The organism is Streptomyces echinoruber (assembly GCF_014651135.1).
GTDB classification, from domain to species: Bacteria; Actinomycetota; Actinomycetes; order Streptomycetales; family Streptomycetaceae; genus Streptomyces; species Streptomyces echinoruber.
Genome location: NZ_BMWH01000013.1, coordinates 17614 through 34983, shown reverse-complemented (window position 1 = coordinate 34983; position 17370 = coordinate 17614). Strand labels below are relative to the sequence as shown.

The 17370-nt window shown below is 73.1% G+C and carries 15 protein-coding genes; 6 read left to right on the top strand and 9 right to left on the bottom strand.

Annotation, left to right across the window (positions count from 1 at the left end):
- Positions 1 to 51: 51 nt before the first annotated feature.
- The 3 genes from IE225_RS16560 to IE225_RS16550 are packed head-to-tail and all read right to left on the bottom strand — an operon-like array spanning position 52 to position 3107.
- Positions 52 to 645, bottom strand: a complete 594-nt coding sequence (locus tag IE225_RS16560; RefSeq protein ID WP_190058294.1) for a TetR/AcrR family transcriptional regulator — start codon at positions 643 to 645, stop codon at positions 52 to 54.
- Positions 646 to 672: 27 nt separating this feature from the next.
- Positions 673 to 2346: a class I adenylate-forming enzyme family protein gene (locus IE225_RS16555; protein WP_190058293.1), complete on the bottom strand. Its 1674-nt coding sequence runs from the start codon at positions 2344 to 2346 to the stop codon at positions 673 to 675.
- Positions 2343 to 3107, bottom strand: a complete 765-nt coding sequence (locus IE225_RS16550) for an SDR family oxidoreductase (RefSeq protein ID WP_190058292.1) — start codon at positions 3105 to 3107, stop codon at positions 2343 to 2345. The genes IE225_RS16555 and IE225_RS16550 overlap by 4 nt, the downstream gene beginning before the upstream one ends.
- A gap of 314 nt (positions 3108 to 3421) precedes the next feature.
- On the opposite strand from IE225_RS16550, the gene IE225_RS16545 reads away from it, so the two are divergent.
- Complete coding sequence (locus IE225_RS16545) at positions 3422 to 4690, top strand: exo-beta-N-acetylmuramidase NamZ family protein (RefSeq protein ID WP_190058291.1); 1269 nt, start codon at positions 3422 to 3424, stop codon at positions 4688 to 4690.
- Positions 4691 to 5262: 572 nt separating this feature from the next.
- Here IE225_RS16545 and IE225_RS16540 read toward each other — a convergent pair.
- Entirely contained in the window at positions 5263 to 8046 is a 2784-nt protein-coding gene (locus IE225_RS16540) for a penicillin acylase family protein (protein ID WP_190058290.1), read from the bottom strand.
- 259 nt (positions 8047 to 8305) lie between these two features.
- Between IE225_RS16540 and IE225_RS16535 the strand changes: the two genes are divergently transcribed.
- The 3 genes from IE225_RS16535 (at position 8306) to IE225_RS16525 (ending at position 10428) form a co-directional block, all read left to right on the top strand.
- Positions 8306 to 8908, top strand: a complete 603-nt coding sequence (locus IE225_RS16535) for a hypothetical protein (RefSeq protein ID WP_190058289.1) — start codon at positions 8306 to 8308, stop codon at positions 8906 to 8908.
- Between the two features lie 189 nt (positions 8909 to 9097).
- Positions 9098 to 9838, top strand: a complete 741-nt coding sequence (locus IE225_RS16530; protein WP_190058288.1) for a 3-keto-5-aminohexanoate cleavage protein — start codon at positions 9098 to 9100, stop codon at positions 9836 to 9838.
- 128 nt (positions 9839 to 9966) lie between these two features.
- Complete coding sequence (locus IE225_RS16525) at positions 9967 to 10428, top strand: MaoC family dehydratase (RefSeq protein WP_190058287.1); 462 nt, start codon at positions 9967 to 9969, stop codon at positions 10426 to 10428.
- 148 nt (positions 10429 to 10576) lie between these two features.
- Here the strand turns inward: IE225_RS16525 and IE225_RS16520 are convergent, their stop codons facing one another.
- From IE225_RS16520 to IE225_RS16510, 3 genes are all read right to left on the bottom strand, one after another.
- On the bottom strand, positions 10577 to 11224 hold the full coding sequence (locus tag IE225_RS16520; RefSeq protein WP_190058286.1) for a TetR/AcrR family transcriptional regulator: 648 nt from the start codon (positions 11222 to 11224) through the stop codon (positions 10577 to 10579).
- 135 nt (positions 11225 to 11359) lie between these two features.
- A complete protein-coding gene (locus IE225_RS16515) occupies positions 11360 to 11647 on the bottom strand; it encodes a YiaA/YiaB family inner membrane protein (protein WP_190058285.1) in 288 nt (95 codons plus the stop codon).
- Between the two features lie 70 nt (positions 11648 to 11717).
- A complete protein-coding gene (locus tag IE225_RS16510; protein WP_190058284.1) occupies positions 11718 to 12869 on the bottom strand; it encodes an acyl-CoA dehydrogenase family protein in 1152 nt (383 codons plus the stop codon).
- Positions 12870 to 12970: 101 nt separating this feature from the next.
- On the opposite strand from IE225_RS16510, the gene IE225_RS16505 reads away from it, so the two are divergent.
- Complete coding sequence (locus IE225_RS16505) at positions 12971 to 13612, top strand: TetR/AcrR family transcriptional regulator (RefSeq protein WP_190058283.1); 642 nt, start codon at positions 12971 to 12973, stop codon at positions 13610 to 13612.
- Positions 13613 to 13841: 229 nt separating this feature from the next.
- Positions 13842 to 14789: a DMT family transporter gene (locus IE225_RS16500; RefSeq protein WP_229879622.1), complete on the top strand. Its 948-nt coding sequence runs from the start codon at positions 13842 to 13844 to the stop codon at positions 14787 to 14789.
- Here the strand turns inward: IE225_RS16500 and IE225_RS16495 are convergent.
- Entirely contained in the window at positions 14781 to 16103 is a 1323-nt protein-coding gene (locus IE225_RS16495) for an MFS transporter (RefSeq protein ID WP_190058282.1), read from the bottom strand. The genes IE225_RS16500 and IE225_RS16495 overlap by 9 nt on opposite strands.
- Positions 16104 to 16261: 158 nt before the next feature.
- Positions 16262 to 17344, bottom strand: coding sequence for a Zn-dependent alcohol dehydrogenase (locus tag IE225_RS16490; protein WP_190058281.1), 1083 nt, complete (start codon positions 17342 to 17344; stop codon positions 16262 to 16264).
- Positions 17345 to 17370 lie beyond the last annotated feature (26 nt).

The following is a 17370-nucleotide window of genomic DNA, read 5'->3' as shown; positions in this document are numbered from 1 at the left end:
GCCGTCACGGCCGCGGGCGCGCCGCATCATCACGGCCGCGGAGCCGTACCGTCACGGCCGCAGGGCCCGCAGCAGCAGGTCGGCCAGGTGGTCGGCGACCTCGCGGGGGCCGAGGGGGCCGTCGGGGCGGTACCAGGTGCCGAGGTGGTGCACGGAGCCGAAGTGGTAGTCGACGACGAGGTCGGCCGGGGTGGCCCTGGAGAAGACGCCCGCCTCCTGGCCCTCCTCGATCAGGGCGCGGAAGCGTTCGTGGTAGCGGCGCCGCTCGGCGCGCACCTGCTTGTTCTTCTCCGGGCTGAGATGGTGCATGGACCGGAAGAAGATCATCGCGTCGTCGAGGTTCTCGATGGTGGTGACGACGACGTCCGCGGCCGCGTCCCGCAGCCGCTTCTCCACCGGCTCGTCGGCGTCGGCGAAGGCGTCCAGGCGCTCCTGCTGCAGGCGCAGCACGCGCGCGTACACCTCGTGCAGCAGGTCCTCCTTGGACCCGAAGTAGTGGTAGAGGGCGCCCTTGGTGACGCCGGCGGCCTCGACGATCTCCTGCACCGAGGTCCGGTCGTAGCCCTGCTCGGCGAAGAGCCGGGTGGCGGCGGCCAGAAGCCGCTGCGGCACGGGGGTGCCGTCCTTGTCCGTGGTCCTGGGCACTGCCGCCACCTGCCTTTCCGTGACTTCTCAGTCTTGCCGACCGTCCTGCGTGCGGGAACGCAGTTCCCGACGGAGGATCTTCCCACTCGCCGTCTTCGGCAGCTCGGGCAGGATCTCCACCTGCCGCGGGTACTTGTAGGCGGCCAGTCTCTCCTTGCAGTAGGCGGCCAGCTCACCGGGGTCGGCCGCGGCGCCCGGGCGCAGGCTCACGTAGGCCCGGACGGTCTCGCCGCGGTAGCCGTCCGGCACCCCGACGACGGCGGCCTCGCGCACCGCGGGGTGCGTGTACAGCACGTCCTCGACCTCGCGCGGCCACACCTTGAAACCGGACGCGTTGATCATGTCCTTCTTGCGGTCGACGACGTAGAGCCAGCCCTGCTCGTCCATGAAGCCGATGTCGCCGGTGCGCAGCTCCCCGCCGGGGAACGTCTCCGCGGTGGCCTGCGGGCGGCGCCAGTAGCCGGGCACGACCTGCGGCCCGCTGACGACGATCTCGCCGGGCTCGCCGAACGGTACCTCCCGCCCCTCGTCGTCGACGATGCGGACGACGGTGTCCGGGCCGGGCAGGCCCACGGCCAGGGTGCCGGAGACCGGGTCGACGGGCGCCTCCAGGTGCGGCGGCACGGAGGCGCAGGGCGCGGTGCACTCGGTGAGGCCGTAGCCGTTGCGGATGTACGGGCCGAAGGCCGCGCGGAACTTCTCCACCAGCGCCGGCGGCAGCGGGGCGCCGCCCGAGGAGATCACCCGGAAGGAGGAGAAGTGGTCCCGGGTGACGGACGGGTGGGCGGCCAGCGCCATGAACGCCGTGGACGGGCCGACGGTGTAGTGCGGGCGGTGCTCGGCGAACGCGTCCAGGACGACGCCGGCCTCGAAGCGGTACGCCAGCACGAGCGTGCCCGCGCTGCTCAGGCAGGCGCCGAACTCGCACACCATGCCGGTGATGTGGAACAGCGGGGCGAGGGCGAAGTAGACGGGCGCCTCGGGCAGGCCCAGGCCGGTGCGCTGCCGCTCGGCGTTGAACATGATGTTGCCGTGCGTGTTGGTGGCGCCCTTCGGGGCGCCGCTGGTGCCCGAGGTGTAGCTGATCAGCGCGATGTCGGCGGGGCCCGGCGCGGGGCTCTCCGGCGGCCGGTGGCCGGCGCGGGCGACGGCGGCGAGGTCGTCGGCGTCGGGTGCCTGCGGCAGCCGCTCGAAGGCGAGCACCCGCTCGTCGTCGCGGCTCTGGAAGTCCCGTTCGCACGCGGTCAGCGCGACCCGCACCGGCGAGCCGGCCGCGGTGTCGCGCAGGTACGCCTCCCACGCCCGGTCGGAGCAGACCAGCGCCGCGGCCTCCGCGTCCCGCAGGATGTGCGCGACCTCCCCCGACTTGTACATCGGGTTGACGGGGACCACGGCCGCGCCCGCCTTCCAGGCGCCGAGGACGGCGAGCACGAAGTGCGGGGAGTTCTGCAGCTGCACGGCGACCCGGTCGCCCGGTGCCACGCCGCGCGCCGCGAGGTACCCGGCGACCGAGTCGCTGAGCTCGTCGGCCTCGCGGTAGCCGATGCGACCGTCGAAGTAGGCGAGGAAGGTGCGCTCCGGGTGCTCGGCGGCGGCCCGGCGCAGGGCGTGGACGAGGGAGTCGGCCGGGTGGACGGGCGCGCGCTGGGCGTCGGTGAGCAGGGCGAGCCAGGGTTTGGCGGCGTAGCGGGAGGCGGTCACCTGGTCGCCTCCCACTTCTGCTGGAGGTGGTTCATGGCGGTCAGCCAGCGGTCCGGGTCGCCGGCCCGGGCCTGGTAGTAGTCGGCGACCTCGGGGTGCGGCAGGATCAGGAAGCGGTCCTCCGCCATGCCCTTGAACAGGGCGTCCGCCACGTCCTCCGGGTCGATCGCGGTCGGCTGCAGCACCAGGTCGCCGGCGCTGCCGGTGGCGGCGAGCATGTCGGTGCGCACGCCCTGCGGGCAGATGGCGTGCACCTTGATCCCGCGGTGCCGGTACGTCAGCGACAGCCACTCGGCGAAGGCGTAGGCGCCGTGCTTGGTGACGCTGTACGGCGCGGCGCCGATCATGGTGAGCAGGCCGGCGGCGGAGACGGTGGAAACGAAACGGCCGCGGCCGCGCTCCAGCCACTGCGGCAGCAGGGCGCGGGCGGCGCGCACGTGCGCCATGACGTTCACGTCCCAGGCCCGGGCCCAGACCTCCTCGCCGGCGTCCTCGCCGCCGCCCGAGCCGAGACCCGCGTTGGCGCAGTAGACGTCGATCGTTCCGCCGAGCGCGTCGCACGCCTCGGCGACGATCGCGGAGGCGTCGCCGGGCAGGGCGATGCCCCCGATCTCCTCGGCGACGGCCCGCGCGCGGCCCGCGTCCAGGTCGTTGACGACCACCCGGGCGCCCTCGGCGGCGAAGCGGCGGGCCAGCGCGGCCCCGATGCCGCCTCCCGCCCCGGTGACGACCACTCCCGCATCCTGCACGGTTTCCACCATCGGTCCCCTTCGGCACGACTTCGGCCCGGCACGGCTCCGCCCGGCCGAAGCGTCAGACTAACCGGTCGGTATGTTTCGGGGAAGGGGGTGTGGGTGGGTGACTCGCGAGGGGCGGTCGATCCGGCTCGGCGCGCGGGGCGGGTGGTGCGCGAGGGGCGGTCGGGGTGATGCGCGTGTGCGGCGGGGCGGTGCACGCGTGTGGCGGTGCGGTGTGGGGCGCGCGTGCGGTGGGGCGGTGCGGTGCGTTCCCCGGGGCGGGGCGGGGCGCTAGCGTGCGTGGGCATGACATCCGCCGCGCTCCCGGAGGTCCCCGCATGAGCCTGTCCCGACGCACCCTGCTCGCCACCACGGCCGCGGTGACGGCCACCGCGCCGGCGTCCGCGGCCCACGCCTCCCCGGCGGGCGGCGCCTCCGCGGCACAGGCCGGCCGGCGCCGGGTGCGCACCGGGTTCGAACGCCTCGCCGCGGACGGTTACGCCCTGCTGGACGGGCAGCGCGTCGGCGTCGTCACCAACCCGACCGGCGTCACCCGCGACGTGCGCCACATCGTGGACGTCATGCACGCCGACCGCCGCGTGGACCTCGTCGCCGTCTTCGGACCCGAGCACGGCTTCCGCGGCACCGCCCAGGCGGGCGGCTCCGAGGGGCGCTACGACGACCCCGCGACCGGGCTGCCCGTCTACGACACCTACCTCAAGAGCGGCCGGGCCCTCGCCGACGTCTTCACGGCCTCCGGCGTCGACACCGTCGTCTTCGACATCCAGGACGTGGGCGCGCGCTTCTACACCTACATCTGGACGCTCTACGACTGCATGGAGGCGGCCGCCCTGGCCGGCAAGCGGTTCGTGGTCCTCGACCGGCCGAACCCGGTCACCGGGCGCCGCGCCCAAGGGCCGGTGCTGCACCGGGAGTTCGCGTCCTTCGTGGGACGGCAGCCGATCGCGCAGGCGCACGGGATGACGGTCGCCGAACTGGCGCGACTGTTCAACGGGGAGTTCCTGACCGCCTCGCCGGTGCCGCTGGAGACGGTGCTGATGACGGGCTGGCGGCGGGCGGACTTCTTCGACGGCACCGGGCTGCCCTGGGTGCCGCCGAGCCCCAACATGCCCACGCCCGACACCGCCCTCGTGTACTCCGGGACCTGCCTCTTCGAGGGCACCAACCTCTCCGAGGGGCGCGGCACCACCCGGCCCTTCGAACTCCTGGGCGCCGAGGGTGTCGACGGCCGCTGGGCCGCCGCCGCGAACGCCCTCGACCTGCCCGGCGTCCACTTCCGCGAGGCCTACTTCGCGCCCACCTTCTCCAAGTTCCAGGGCAAGACCGTCGGCGGGGTGCAGATCCACGTGCACGACCGCGCGGCCTACGACCCCGTGCGCACCGGCATCGCCCTGCTGGTCACCGCGAAGCGGGTGTGGAGCGGCTTCGCCTGGCGGGCGGACGGGTGGATCGACAAACTGACCGGGTCGACGCTGGTGCGGACGATGATCGACGCGGAGGCCGGGACCGACGAGGTGGTGGGGGCCTGGCAGGAGGAACTGGCGCGGTTCCGGCGGGTGCGGGAGCGGTATCTGGCGTACCGGTGATCGGGGGTGGGGCGACCGCGGTCGCCGGTGCGCCGTCGGCGGCCGACGTGAGTGAGTCAACGGTTGTTGGCCTACCGGCGTTGACAGCCGGGGTCCGGTGCCTGCAGGTGTTGGCCAACCGCCGTTGGCATCTGCGGACGTTGGCGTTGGCGCCTACGGGCGTTGATGCCTACGGGCGTTGATACCAACGTTCGTGGGGGCCTACAGGCGTTGGCACCACAGGCGTTGGCGTTGGCGCCCACGAACGTCGACGCCAACGAGCGTTGACCCACACCTGTGGGCCTACCGGTGTTGGCCAACCGCCGTAGGTCTACCGACGTTGACCAACCGCCGTTGGCCCACCGGTGTTGGCCACCCACCGTGGACCCACCGACGTTGGCCTACCAGCGTTGGCCACCCGCCACGGGCCCACGGGTGTGGGCCAACCGCCGTGGGCCCACCAGCGTTGGCCAACCACCGTGGGCCCACCGGTGTTGACCACCCACCGTAGGCCCACCAGCGTTGACCCACACCCGTGGGCCCACCAGCGTCGGCCACCAACCGTTTGCCAACGCCAGTGGACCCAAGCCCGATCACCGATGCGACGTGTACTCCACCACCTGCTGGAACGTCGGCCGGTTCTGCCAGCCGATCCTGCCGTGCTTGATGCCGCCGAGCGGGCGCTGGGCGATCGAGTCGGCGCACCACTGATCGCCGGCCGAGCACTGGTCGTCGCCGGGGTACACCTCGGCCGCGGTCTTGCCGGACGCCTCCTTCAGGGTGCCGATCAGCACGTCGCGGCAGGCGCCGAGGCTGCCGCCGCCGCAGTACGTGCGGGCCAGCGGTCCCCGGACCGGCTCGCCCAGGACCGCCCGGATGTCCTTGTCGACATAGCTCCACCAGCCGTACTGGAAGGAGCTTCCGGCGTGCGCGCCGGTCGGGCCGTGCGTGGCCGACGGGGACTCGTCGACCGGCAGGTTCGCGGTGAAGGCCGTGTAGAGGTCGCTGCCCAGGCCGGGCTCGAACTCGGCTTTGACCAGCAGCGGCCACCAGGCGTCGAGGATGCGGACGGCGTCGGCGTCGGCGTACTTCTTCGAACCGGCGGAGGTTTCCGTGCGCCTGGCGCCGGCCGCCACCCACGCCTGCAGTCTGCTCACCGCCGCCGCGGCGGTGGGGTCGGTCACCGGCGCGCTGGTGACGACCTTCAGCAGGTTCGGCAGGACGTCCTCCGCGCGCAGGTCGGCGAGGGCCGCGTCCGCCATCGCCTTCACCAGGGACGCCCGGGTCACCCCGCCCGCGGCGACGAGCTTCTTCACCCGGTCCTCCAGGAGGTTGCCGCGGTGCACGGAGCCGTCGCCCCAGGGGGCGGTGGTGTAGTCCTCGGCCTGCTTGTTGTTCCAGGAGACGTAGTAGTCCTGGTCGACGGAGTTGGGGTGGGCCGATGCGGGGGTGTAGCCGGCGGTGTTCGTCGACGGGTCCCAGTCGCGCCACTCGTAGGCGGGCCGTGCCCACACCGGGAACTCGGCGTCGACGCCGTCGGCGCGCACCGGGTTGTCGCCGCTGTTGTAGTACGCGGTGTGCCGGGAGTCGGCGTAGAACCAGTTGAAGGTGAAGTTGATGTGCTGCACGGCCTGCTGGAAGTCCTGCGGGCCCTTGACGAAGCCGGGGTCGTTCAGCATCTGGAAGCCGATGATGGAGTCGGCCTCGTGCAGGAAGGAGGAGCGCAGGGTGGTGTAGGCGACCTTCTTGCCGCCGACGGTGGCCCGGTACGCGACGGGGCCGTACTTGGTGCGCCACACGCGCATCGTGTAGGAGCCGGCGGCGGTGGAGTCGGCGGTGGTCGGCTTCCAGGCGTTCTTCTGCTCGACCTTGTCCATGGCCGTGCAGGTGCCGTGGTACAGGTAGTGGTGGTCGTCCTGGCACAGTTCGACGGCGTAGGTGTCGATGACGTCCTGGCCGGACGTGGTGGCGCTCCACGAGTAGTCCTGGCCGCGGCCGAGTTCGACGTACATGCTCAGGCCGGCGAAGGAGGCGCCGCGGGCGCTGATGCCCGGCCCCTGGATTTCCTGGAGCATGAGCAGCTGGGGCGCGAAGTAGCCGGTCTGCGGCCCGAAGACGGCGACGGGGTGGCCACTGGCGGTGTACTTGCCGCTGACCACGAGGGCGTTGGACATGCCGCGCCGGGCGGAGGTCAGGGCCGTCTTCGCCGCCGCGGTGGAGGCGCCGGTGGCGGCGGGGCCGGTCGCGCTGCCGGTGCGGTCGTGGACGAGCGGCTCCTGGGTCACCGAGCCGGCGTCGGGCAGGGCCTCGCCCTGCGGGTCGTCGGGCCTGGTGGCGTACGGGAAGCTCTGGCCGTCGTGGACGGTGAGGACGGCCTCGGGGTCGTTGCGCTCGCGGAAGGACTCCCAGACCCTGGTGCCCTCGGCCACGCCGTACTTCTGCTGGGCGGCGAGCAGGGAGAGGGCATTGTCGACCTCGCCGCCCCCGCCGGAGCCGAACAGGGAACCGACGACGGAGGCGAGCGCGACCAGGTCGGTGACCTTGAAGTGCTCGATGGTGCCGGCGTTGGTGAGGGCGTCCTTGTGGCCGGTCAGGACGTACTCGCCGGGGAAGTAGCGGCCGGAGTCGGAGGCGTCGATGTAGGCGTTGACGCCGGCGAGGTAGGCGTTGGCGTCGGCGAGGGCCTGCTGCCCGCGGGCGCCGTTGCGGGCGACGGCGTTGTCGATCTGGGCCTGCAGTTCGGCCTCGGTGTAGGGGGCGTTGCGCCAGAACTGCTGTTCCAGGCCCTGGTTGGCGGCGGCGCCACCGGCGAAGGAGGTCAGCCGGCCGCGGCCGACGTGCCGGAAGAGGTCCATGAGCCACAGCCGGTCCTCGGCGGCCGCGTAGCCGGCGCCGAACTCGGTGCCGTAGCGGGTGGTGCCGGTGATGTGCGGCACGCCGGTCTTCTTGTCGCGGACGATGGTGACGTCGTCGCGGCCGGCGGGTTTCTCGGTGGAGGCGATCTGGTCGGCGGGGACGCCGAAGGAGGCGTCGTTGAAGAAGGTGTTGATCCTGTCGTCGGTGAGCCCGGTGTAGCCGGTGGCGAGGCCGGCGTACGGCCCGAGCTGGTCCTCGGCGTGCGCGGGCTGGGTGCCGAAGCCCTGGTTGAGCAGGATCTGGGCCAGGGTGGCGTTGCCGTTCTCGCCGGGCGGCAGGATGTCGGAGCACTGGCCGCCGCAGTAGTCGTTCGCCGTGGCGTCCTCGGCGGCGGCCGCCGAGGAAAAGGGCGACAAAAGACCGGCGATGAGGGCGCATACGACGGCCGTCTTCAGGAACCCGGGGAAACGGCGGGGAGTTCTCGGTCTGTCGAGGGCGTTGCGTGGGGTGCGCCGTGACATGGCAGCTCCTCCCGACGGGGGTGGGGCGGGATGTTACCGCCGGTACATCCCGGCCTGAAGATGAGCACGCGTCACTTTTTGGAGTCGCCGGAACCGACACACAGTCAGATACCGGCCGGGGCAACCCCGTCCGGCTTATGGACGGCATCGGAAATCGGATGGAGCCGGATCGGCGGTCGGCACGTCTATCCGGCGACGTCCGTACGACGACGCCGAAGTGACCGCAGTACAGGTGCAGGTGTGACGGAGGTGGAGGGCGATGGCCGGTTTCCGGAGTCTGGCGAGACAGGTGAGGGACCCGCGGTGCGATCTGGCACTGCGGCGCTACTCGCTGCGCAAGTGCCTTGAGCGGTTCGCCCCGTACGGGCACCGGGCGACCTGGGACCACCTGTGCACCAGGTGGGGGTTCGACCCGGAGGACCGCTCCCCCGATCCGGCGCGGCTCGTGGCCGCACTGGACGAGCTGGAGGAGGCGCGCTCGGTGTGGCTGGCCTACGAGGTCGAGTTCGCCGCGCGCCGCAAGAAGGAGAAGCACGACGGCCTGCGCCGCCCGGGCAGCGTCGACGACTGGCACCGGATGACCTGGGGAGGTTTCGGGGTCGCCTGGTGCGACGACCCGCGCGTGCATCCGCGTGAGCCGCTGGCGGAGGTGCTGCGCCGCATCATCGCCGCCCTCAACCGCGAGCCGGGATCCGCCTGCCCGGTGTGCGGCGGGGAGCGCCTGGTGTGGCGCTACGGCCTAAACCACGAGCCGTCGGCGGGTCCGGTCTGCACGGCCTGCGGGATTCTCGTGCCGCGGCCCGTGCTCACCCCGCAGGCGCTGGCCGAGGCGCGACGCGGCCGGTTGCTGGTCTCGGTCTGACGGATCCGCCCGCCGGCCCACGCGACCGGGGGTGCGCCGGGGATGCCGCACCCCCGCCCATGTTCGTCCATGCCCGTCCGCGCTCGTCCGTGCCTGTCCGCGCCCGTGCCGTTCGACGTTCTTCGGCACTCCGGACTCTTCGGCACTCTGGGCTCTTCGGCACTCCGGGTTCTTCGGCACTCTGGGGGCATGATGCAGGTCTGTCTCAACGGAGCCCGGGGAGCCGGGGACGGTACGGCGGTTCCGCTGACCCCCGAGGCGATGGCCGCCTCGGCGGCCGACGCGGTCGCGGCCGGGGCCGGCGACGTCCACGTCCACCCCAAGACGCCGTGCGGCCGTGACACGCTCTCGCCGCGGCTGCTCGCGGCCACGCTGGAGGCGATCCGGGCGCGGGTGTCCGTGCCGGTCGGCGTGACCACGGGCGCCTGGGCCGAACCGGACCCGGCGGCCCGGGTGGCGCGGGTGCGCGCCTGGCCGGTGCTGCCCGACCACGCCTCGGTCAACTGGCACGAGCCCGGCGCGGAGGAACTCGCCGCCGCCCTGCTGGAGCGGGGCGTGGGCGTGGAGGCGGGCATCTGGTCCGGGACGGACGGCGCGGCCCGCTTCGCCGCCTCGCCGCTGGGCCCGAGGGTGCTGCGGGTGCTCGCCGAGGTGACCGACCCGGACCCGCGTACGGCCGCGGACTCGGCGCGCGCCCTGCTGTCCGAGCTGTCCGAGCTGGGCGCGGCGCACGGCCGCCCGGTGCTGCTGCACGGCGAGGACGGCGGCACCTGGCCGGTGCTGCGGCTCGCCGGACGCCTGGGACTGGCCACCCGGATCGGCCTGGAGGACACGCTGGTCCTGCCGGACGGGCGGCGGGCGGTGTCCAACGCCGAGCTGGTGGCGGAGGGGCTGGCGCAGTACCGGCGGGGCGCCGCGGAACCGGCGTGAACAGGCCGGGTGCGGCCCGACCGCCCGCCCGTCCGGCGTGCCGGGCGGGCGGTGCGTTGACAGCGGCCCCGCACCCGGCCATGCTAAGCAGTCGCTTAGACACACTTCCTCACGCGAGAGGCCGGGACATGGCAGAGCCGAGGATCTTCGGGTCCGTCGACGAACTGAAGGCGGCGGTGGGCGAGCAACTGGGGTACACCGACTGGCTGGAGATCGACCAGAAGCGGATCGACCTGTTCGCGGAGGCGACCGGCGACCACCAGTGGATCCACGTCGACCCCGAGAAGGCGGCCGGCGGGCCGTTCGGCACCACCATCGCGCACGGCTACCTCACCCTGTCGCTGCTGCCGTTGTTCGGCCCGCAGCTGATCAAGGTGGAGGGCGTGAGCATGGGCGTCAACTACGGCACCAACAAGGTGCGTTTCCCCTCCCCCGTCCCCGTCGGCTCGCGCCTGCGGGCGACCGCGACGATCACCGGCGTCGAGGAGGTCACGGGCGGCGTGCAGGTGACCGTCGCGTTCACCGTGGAGCGCGAGGGCGGCGACAAGCCGGTGTGCGTCGCCGAGTCCGTCGCCCGCTACTACCTCTGACCGGTCAACTCTGACCGGTCGTCTCCGGCCGGTTGCCTGCGGTCGGCCGGCCGTCTCCGGTCGGCCGCCTCCAACCGGTCGTCTCCAGTCGGCCAGAGACAGCCGGCCACCTCCAACCGGCCGCCTCCGGCCGGTCGTTCCCGGCCGGTCACTCCCGGCCGGCGCCCGGGGCCTGCTTGGCGCCCACCATCCGCAGCACGAGGTCGGCGTAGAGCGCGCCGACCTCCTCGGGGGTGCGCGGCCCGTCGACGTTGAACCAGCGGGCCACGTCGATGCACAGCGACAGCACGGCCAGCGTGGTGCCCTGGACGTCGAGCACGTCGAACTCGCCGCTCGCCACGCCGTCCTCGATGATGCCGCGCACCTCGGCGTCGACCTGGCGGCGCAGCGCGACGATCTCGGCACGGGCGTCCGGGCCGAGCGCGTCGAGTTCGTACTGCACGACCCGGGCGGTGGTGCGCCGCCCGGCGTGCCAGCGGACGAAGGAGCTCACGGCGTCGGCGAGCCGCTCGGTGGCGCTGCCCTCGCGCCGGGCCGCGGTGCGCAGGATGTCCAGGGCCTTGTCGTGGCCGATGCGGCTGATGCGGTGGAGCAGCTCTTCCTTGGTCTTGTAGTGGATGTAGAGCGCGGCCGGGCTCATGCCGGCCCGGCTCGCGATGTCGCGGGTGGTGGTCGCGTGGTAGCCGCGCTCGGCGAAGGCCTCCACGGCGGCGACCAGCAGCCGCCGGGCCGCGTCCGGGGTGACCTCGCCCCACGGCTCGGTCTCGCCGCCGGCCGTCTCCTTCGCCGCAGTCATCGCTCGCACGCCCCTTTCGCAGTCGGCCGCTCTACGATACCGCCGAAGGTGAGCGCTCGCTTAGAGTGCCCGCTCGGAGCACCCGCTCGGAGCGCCCACCCGGAGCACCCGCCCGGCGGTGCCGCTCGCGGTGTCTCAGAGCTTCTCGAAGGGGTCGTGCTCGGCGAGCAGCTTCTCCAGCCGGGCCTGGTCGATGCGGCTGACGATCTGCCCCGCCTCCTGCCGGTCGCGGATCACCTTGGCGAGGGTGAAGCAGGAGGTGACGAGGTACAGGACGGCGATCGCGAGGAAGGCCCGCACCCACGCGTCGGCCTGCAGGCGGGCGATGCCGAGGGCGGTGGCGGCGAGGGCGACGGAGAAGGACGCGACGGCCTGCCCGTAGAAGGCGGCCGTGCCGTGCTGCTTGACCGGTGTCTCACTCATGCCGCCCAGGGTCGCCGCACGTGGCCGCCGCCGCATCCGCTGAAGTACCCAGGCCGGTGCGGCACCGTACTCAGAACGCCGACACCCCGGTCAGCGCCCGCCCGATGAGGAGCTTCTGTATCTGGCTGGTGCCCTCGTAGAGGGTCATCACGCGGGCGTCGCGCAGCAGTTTGCCCGCCGGGTACTCGTCGATGTAGCCGTAGCCGCCGAAGACCTGCAGGGCGTTGTGGGCGGCGCGCACGGCGGCCTCGGAGGCGAAGAGCTTGGCCTTGGACGCCTCGACGGCGAAGGGCCGCCCCCGGTCGACGAGGTCGGCGACGCGCCAGGTGAGCAGGCGGGCCGCGTCGACGTCGACGGCGATGTCGCTGAGCAGTTCCTGGACGAGCTGGTGGTGGGCGATGGTCCTGCCGAACTGCTCGCGTTCGCCGGCGTAGCGCACGGCCGCGTCCAGGGCGGCCTGGGCGATGCCGACGCAGCCCGCCGCGACCGACATGCGCCCCTTGGCCAGGGCGGACATGGCGACACTGAAGCCCTTGCCCTCCTCGCCCAGCAGCGCGGAGGCGGGCACCCGCACGTCCTCCAGGACGAGTTCGGCGGTGGCCTGGCCGCGCAGGCCGAGCTTGCCGTGAAGGGCGCGCCGGGTCAGGCCGGGGGTGTCGGCGGGGACGAGGAAGGCGGAGACGCCCTTGTGGCCGGGGGCGTCGGTGGAGCGGGCGAAGAGCAGCACGACGTCGGCCCAGGTGCCGTTGGTGATGAACATCTTCGTGCCGTTGAGGACGAAGTCGTCGCCGTCGCGCACCGCGCGGGTGGCGAGGTTGCCCGCGTCGGAGCCGGTGCCGGGCTCGGTGAGGCCGAAGCAGCCGACGTACGCCCCCGAGGTCAGGCCGGGCAGCCACCGCTGCTTCTGCTCCTCGGTGCCCCAGGCCGCGATGGTCTTGGCGACCAGGCCGAGGGAGACGGAGACGATGCCGCGCACGGCGGAGTCGCCGCGGCCGAGTTCCTCGGTGACCAGGCAGTAGGCGAGGTGGTCGCCGCCGGAGCCGCCGTAGGTCTCGTCGATGGTCAGGCCCAGGAAGCCGACCTCGCCGAGCTTCTTGACGATGCCCCGGTCGACCTCCTCGGCGCGGTCCCAGGCGGTGGCGTGCGGGGCGATCTCGCGCTCGACGAAGTCGCGGGCCAGCTGCCGGACGGCGGTCTGTTCCTCGCTGAGCTCCAGGTTCATCCCGAGGTCACCCCACTGAGAAGCTTGAAATCCGTACGTTTCGAGAGCGTACTTTTAAATTAGCACTGCTAGTTTCCTGCGTCAGCCCTACTATGTGCGCCATGGCCCGACCGCGCAAGCCCCTGCTCAGCACCGACCGCATCGTGAAGGCGGCCCGGGACCTCGTGGACGCCGAGGGCCTTCAGGCGCTGTCCACGCGGCGGCTGGCGGCGGAGCTGGGGGTGAGCGGACCGTCGCTGTACAACCACTTCCGCACCAAGGACGAGCTCCTGGAGGCGGTCGCTGACTCGGTGAGCGCGCAGGTCGACCTGTCGATGTTCGAGGACGGCCGGGACTGGCGGACCGCGCTGCGCGACTGGGCGTACTCCTACCGCGCCGCCCTGCGCGACCATCCCAACATCGTCCCGGTCCTCGCCCGCGGTCCCGGCCGCCGCCCGGCCGCGCTGCGGCTGGCCGACGCGGTCTACGGCGCGATGGTCGGCGCGGGCTGGCCGCCGGCGCACGCCACGTCCATCGGCGCGCTGATGCGGTACTTCATCATGGGTTCGGCCCTCGGCTCGTTCGCCGGGGGCTTCGTGGAGGACCCGAGCGCCTACGACCCGGCCGACTACCCCCACCTCGGCCAGGCCCACCTGCTCGCCGAGCAGCAGGAGAAGATCGACGATCGGGCCTTCGAGACGGGGCTCACGGCGCTGCTGGACGGGCTGTCGCAGCAGTACGAGCAGGTGCGGCGGGGGGCGTAGGGGCACTTCGGCGGAGGCGCTTCGGCGGGTGCGCGTCGGGTGCGCGCATCGGATTCCAGCGGGCGGTGAAGGTGACCGGGCGCGGGGAGCGCGTCCTGGCCGAACTGCTCGGCATCTCCCCCGCCCGACTGCGGTGACCGGCGCCCGCCCCGGTGCCAGGCAGGAATTCGCAGGTCCCTGTCCGTAATGCGCGAGCCCGCGGGCACGCGGCCTTCCTAGCCTCTGGAGCATGATGAACGACGTCTCCCCTCCGGACCGCCGCGCGCGGCTACTGGCCGTCGGCGCGGCCGCCGTCACCGTCGTGCTGTGGGCCTCCGCCTTCGTCTCGATCCGCAGCGCGGGTGAGGCGTACTCCCCGGGCGCGCTGGCGCTGGGCCGGCTGCTGGCCGGTGCGCTGGTGCTCGGGACCGTCTGTCTCGTACGGCGGGAGGGGTGGCCGCCACGCGCCGCCTGGCCCGGGATCGTGATATCGGGGGTGCTGTGGTTCGGCCTCTACGGCGTGGCGCTGAACTGGGGCGAGCAGCAGGTGGACGCCGGTACGGCGGCCCTGGTGGTGAACATCGGCCCCCTCCTCATCGCGCTGCTCGGCGCACGGCTGCTCGGCGATCCGATGCCGCCGCGGCTGCTCGCGGGCATGGCCGTGTCGTTCGCGGGAGCGGTGACCGTCGGGCTGTCGATGTCGGGTGAGGGCGGTTCCTCGGTGCTCGGGGTGGTGCTGTGCCTGCTCGCCGCGGTCACGTACGCGGGCGGTGTCGTCGCCCAGAAGCCGGCACTCGGCCGGGCGAGTGCGCTGCAGGTGACGACGTACGGCTGTCTCGTCGGGGTCGCCGGCTGCCTGCCGTTCGCGGGGGAGCTGGTCCACGAGGCGGCTCGGGCGCCGGTCTCCGCGACGCTCAACATGGTCTACCTGGGTGTCTTCCCGCTGGCCCTCGCCTTCACGACGTGGGCGTACGCCCTCGCCCGGACGACCGCCAGCCGCATGGGCGCGACCACGTACGCGGTCCCGGCCCTGGTCGTGCTGATGTCGTGGCTGGCGCTCGGCGAGGTGCCGGGGCTGCTGACCCTGGCGGGCGGTGCGCTGTGCCTGGCGGGCGTGGCGGTGTCGCGGTCCCGGCCGCGGACGGCCCGGGTCGTGGCGGCGCGGCCACGACCCGAGCAGACCCGGGAGTCAGCGTGAACGCGCCCTGCCCGCAAGGACCTTGATGGAGAGGAGCGCGATCACCGACAGGGCGATGATGTAGGCGGACACCGACATCGACGTGCCCGTCGTCTCCAGCAGCAGCACCATGACGAAGGGCGCGAGCCCGCCGCCGCAGACCGCCGCGATCTGGTAGCCGAGGGAGGCGCCGGTGTAGCGCATCTCGGGCGTGAACAGCTCGGCGAACAGGGCGGCCTGGGGGCCGTACATGATGCTGAGGAAACAGCTGGCGACGAACGTGCCGACGGCCAGCCACAGCAGCGAGCCCGTGTCGATCAGCAGGAACAGCGGGACGGCCCACACCGCGATGCCGACCGCGCCCAGGGCGTAGATCCGGATGCGGCCGACCTTGTCGGAGAGGGCGGCGGCGGCCGGGATCAGCACGAGCTGGGTGAGGCTGACGCACAGCGAGACGGTGAGCACCGCGCCGCGCTCCATGCCGAGTGCGCGGGTCGTGTAGTCGAGGACGCCGGTGATGATGATGTAGAAGGTCGCGGTGTTCACGGCGAAGGAGCCGCCCGCGAGGAGGACCGTGCCGAGGTGGCCGCGCAGGATCGTGCGCAGCGGGGAGGTGCGCTCGGTCTTCTCCTTCTCGGCCAGCGCCCGTTCGGCCTCCCGGAACTCGGGGGTCTCCTCGACGCGCGTGTGGATGTACCAGGCGAGGCCCAGGACGAACAGGCCGGCCAGGAAGGGAACCCGCCAGCCCCAGGCCGCGAACGCGGAGTCCGTCGTGAAGGCCCCGGCCAGCAGGAAGACCGTGTTGGCGGTCACCACCCCGATGGGGACACCGAGTTGGACGAAGCTGCCGTAGACGCCCCGCTTGCCCTCGGGGGCGTACTCGGTGGCCAGCAGCATCGCGCCGCCCCACTGGGCGCCGACCGCGACGCCCTGCGCGACGCGGAAGAGGACCAGCAGGATCGGGGCGGCAACGCCGATGGTGGCGTACGTCGGGAGCAGGCCGATGCCGGTGGTGGCCAGGCCCATCAGGGTGAGCGCGAGGACCAGCATCGGCTTGCGGCCGCGCTTGTCGCCGAGGTGGCCCGCGACGATGCCGCCGAGCGGGCGGGCCAGGAAGCCGACGGCGAACGTCGCGAAGGAGGCGAGGACCCCGGCGGTGGGGCTGCCGACCGGGAAGTACAGATCACCGAGGACGAGGGCGGCGGCGATGCCGAAGACGAAGTAGTCGTACCACTCGACGGCCGAGGCGAGCGCGGCCGCGGTGGCGACGCGGCGGCGGCTGCCGGTGGGGAGGACCGTGGCGGGGGCGGGGTGAGCGGTTGGTGCGGTGTCCATACGTGCACGCTCCGGTGGGTGCGTTGGGGACGTTGCCGGGAACATACTGACCGGCCGGTATGCGGTCAACGGTCGTGCCCGGGGTTTGTCCGACGCAGGGTGCGCGGGATGCGGGCGGGGCTCCGGGGGCTGGGCACCCGGAGCCCCGCTGACCTGCGCTAGAAGACGACCAGTGCCCGGCCGCCCTTGCCGGCCAGCATGTTCTCGAAGGCCGCCGGGATGCCGTCCAGGGCGATACGCTCCGTCACCAGCGCGCTCAGGTCCAGGCGGCCTGCCCGGACGTGTTCGGCCAGGACCGGGATGTCCTGCGCCGGGTTCGCGTTGCCGTAGACGCAGCCGGAGAGGGTGCGGCCCCAGTGGAAGATCTCCAGGGCGTTGAAGGTGACCTGCTCGTCCTTGCCGCCGATGCCGACCACCGTGGTGCGGCCGCCGCGGCGGGTGGACTCCCAGGCGGCGCGGATGCTGACGGCGCGGCCGACGCACTCGACGGCGACGTCGACGCCCTGCCCGCCGGTGAGGCCGCGGATCTCCCGGGGGGTGCGGTCGGAGGCGAGGACGTAGTCGGTGGCGCCGGCGGCGCGGGCCAGTTCCTCCTTGTGCGGGGAGACGTCCACGGCGACGATCCGCGACGCGCCGGCGATGCGGGCGGCCTGGAGGGTGGCCAGGCCCACGCCGCCCGCGCCGAACACGGCGACGCTCTCGCCGGGGCGCACCCGCGCCGCGTGGTGGACGGCGCCGTAGCCGGTGAGGACGGCGCAGCCGAGCAGGGCGGCGTCGGTGAGCGGGACGCCGTCGGGCAGCGGCAGCGCGCAGGAGGCGGGAACGACGGTCTCCTCGGCGAAGGCGGCGACGTTCAGGCCGGGATGCAGTTCGGTGCCGTCCTCGGTGCGGGCGTGGACGGCGGCGGCGCCGCTGAGGGCGTCGGCGCACAGCCACACCTCGCCGCGCGCGCAGGCGGGGCAGTCGCCGCAGGACGGCGCCCAGTTGAGGACGACCCGGTCGCCGGGCGCGAGGCCGGTGACGCCCTCGCCGACGGCGACGACGGTGCCGGCGCCCTCGTGGCCGAGGACGGCGGGGACCGGCACCCGCAGGGTGCCGTTGGACAGCGACAGGTCGGAGTGGCACACCCCGGCGGCGGCGAGCCGGACCCGCACCTGGCCGGGGCCGGGGTCGGGCAGCTCGATGCGGGTGATCTCCAGCGGGGAGCCGACGGCGGGCAGGACGGCGGCGCGGACGGACATCTGCTGGACTCCCTTGGAACTGGAGG

Coding starts and splice junctions, on each gene's coding strand:
- IE225_RS16550 (WP_190058292.1), bottom strand. CDS start 3,107: ATGGTGGAAACCGTGCAGGATGCGGGAGTGGTCGTCACCGGGGCGGGA.
- IE225_RS16545 (WP_190058291.1), top strand. CDS start 3,422: ATGAGCCTGTCCCGACGCACCCTGCTCGCCACCACGGCCGCGGTGACG.
- IE225_RS16540 (WP_190058290.1), bottom strand. CDS start 8,046: ATGTCACGGCGCACCCCACGCAACGCCCTCGACAGACCGAGAACTCCC.
- IE225_RS16535 (WP_190058289.1), top strand. CDS start 8,306: ATGGCCGGTTTCCGGAGTCTGGCGAGACAGGTGAGGGACCCGCGGTGC.
- IE225_RS16530 (WP_190058288.1), top strand. CDS start 9,098: ATGATGCAGGTCTGTCTCAACGGAGCCCGGGGAGCCGGGGACGGTACG.
- IE225_RS16525 (WP_190058287.1), top strand. CDS start 9,967: ATGGCAGAGCCGAGGATCTTCGGGTCCGTCGACGAACTGAAGGCGGCG.
- IE225_RS16520 (WP_190058286.1), bottom strand. CDS start 11,224: ATGACTGCGGCGAAGGAGACGGCCGGCGGCGAGACCGAGCCGTGGGGC.
- IE225_RS16515 (WP_190058285.1), bottom strand. CDS start 11,647: ATGAGTGAGACACCGGTCAAGCAGCACGGCACGGCCGCCTTCTACGGG.
- IE225_RS16510 (WP_190058284.1), bottom strand. CDS start 12,869: ATGAACCTGGAGCTCAGCGAGGAACAGACCGCCGTCCGGCAGCTGGCC.
- IE225_RS16505 (WP_190058283.1), top strand. CDS start 12,971: ATGGCCCGACCGCGCAAGCCCCTGCTCAGCACCGACCGCATCGTGAAG.
- IE225_RS16500 (WP_229879622.1), top strand. CDS start 13,842: ATGATGAACGACGTCTCCCCTCCGGACCGCCGCGCGCGGCTACTGGCC.
- IE225_RS16495 (WP_190058282.1), bottom strand. CDS start 16,103: ATGGACACCGCACCAACCGCTCACCCCGCCCCCGCCACGGTCCTCCCC.
- IE225_RS16490 (WP_190058281.1), bottom strand. CDS start 17,344: ATGTCCGTCCGCGCCGCCGTCCTGCCCGCCGTCGGCTCCCCGCTGGAG.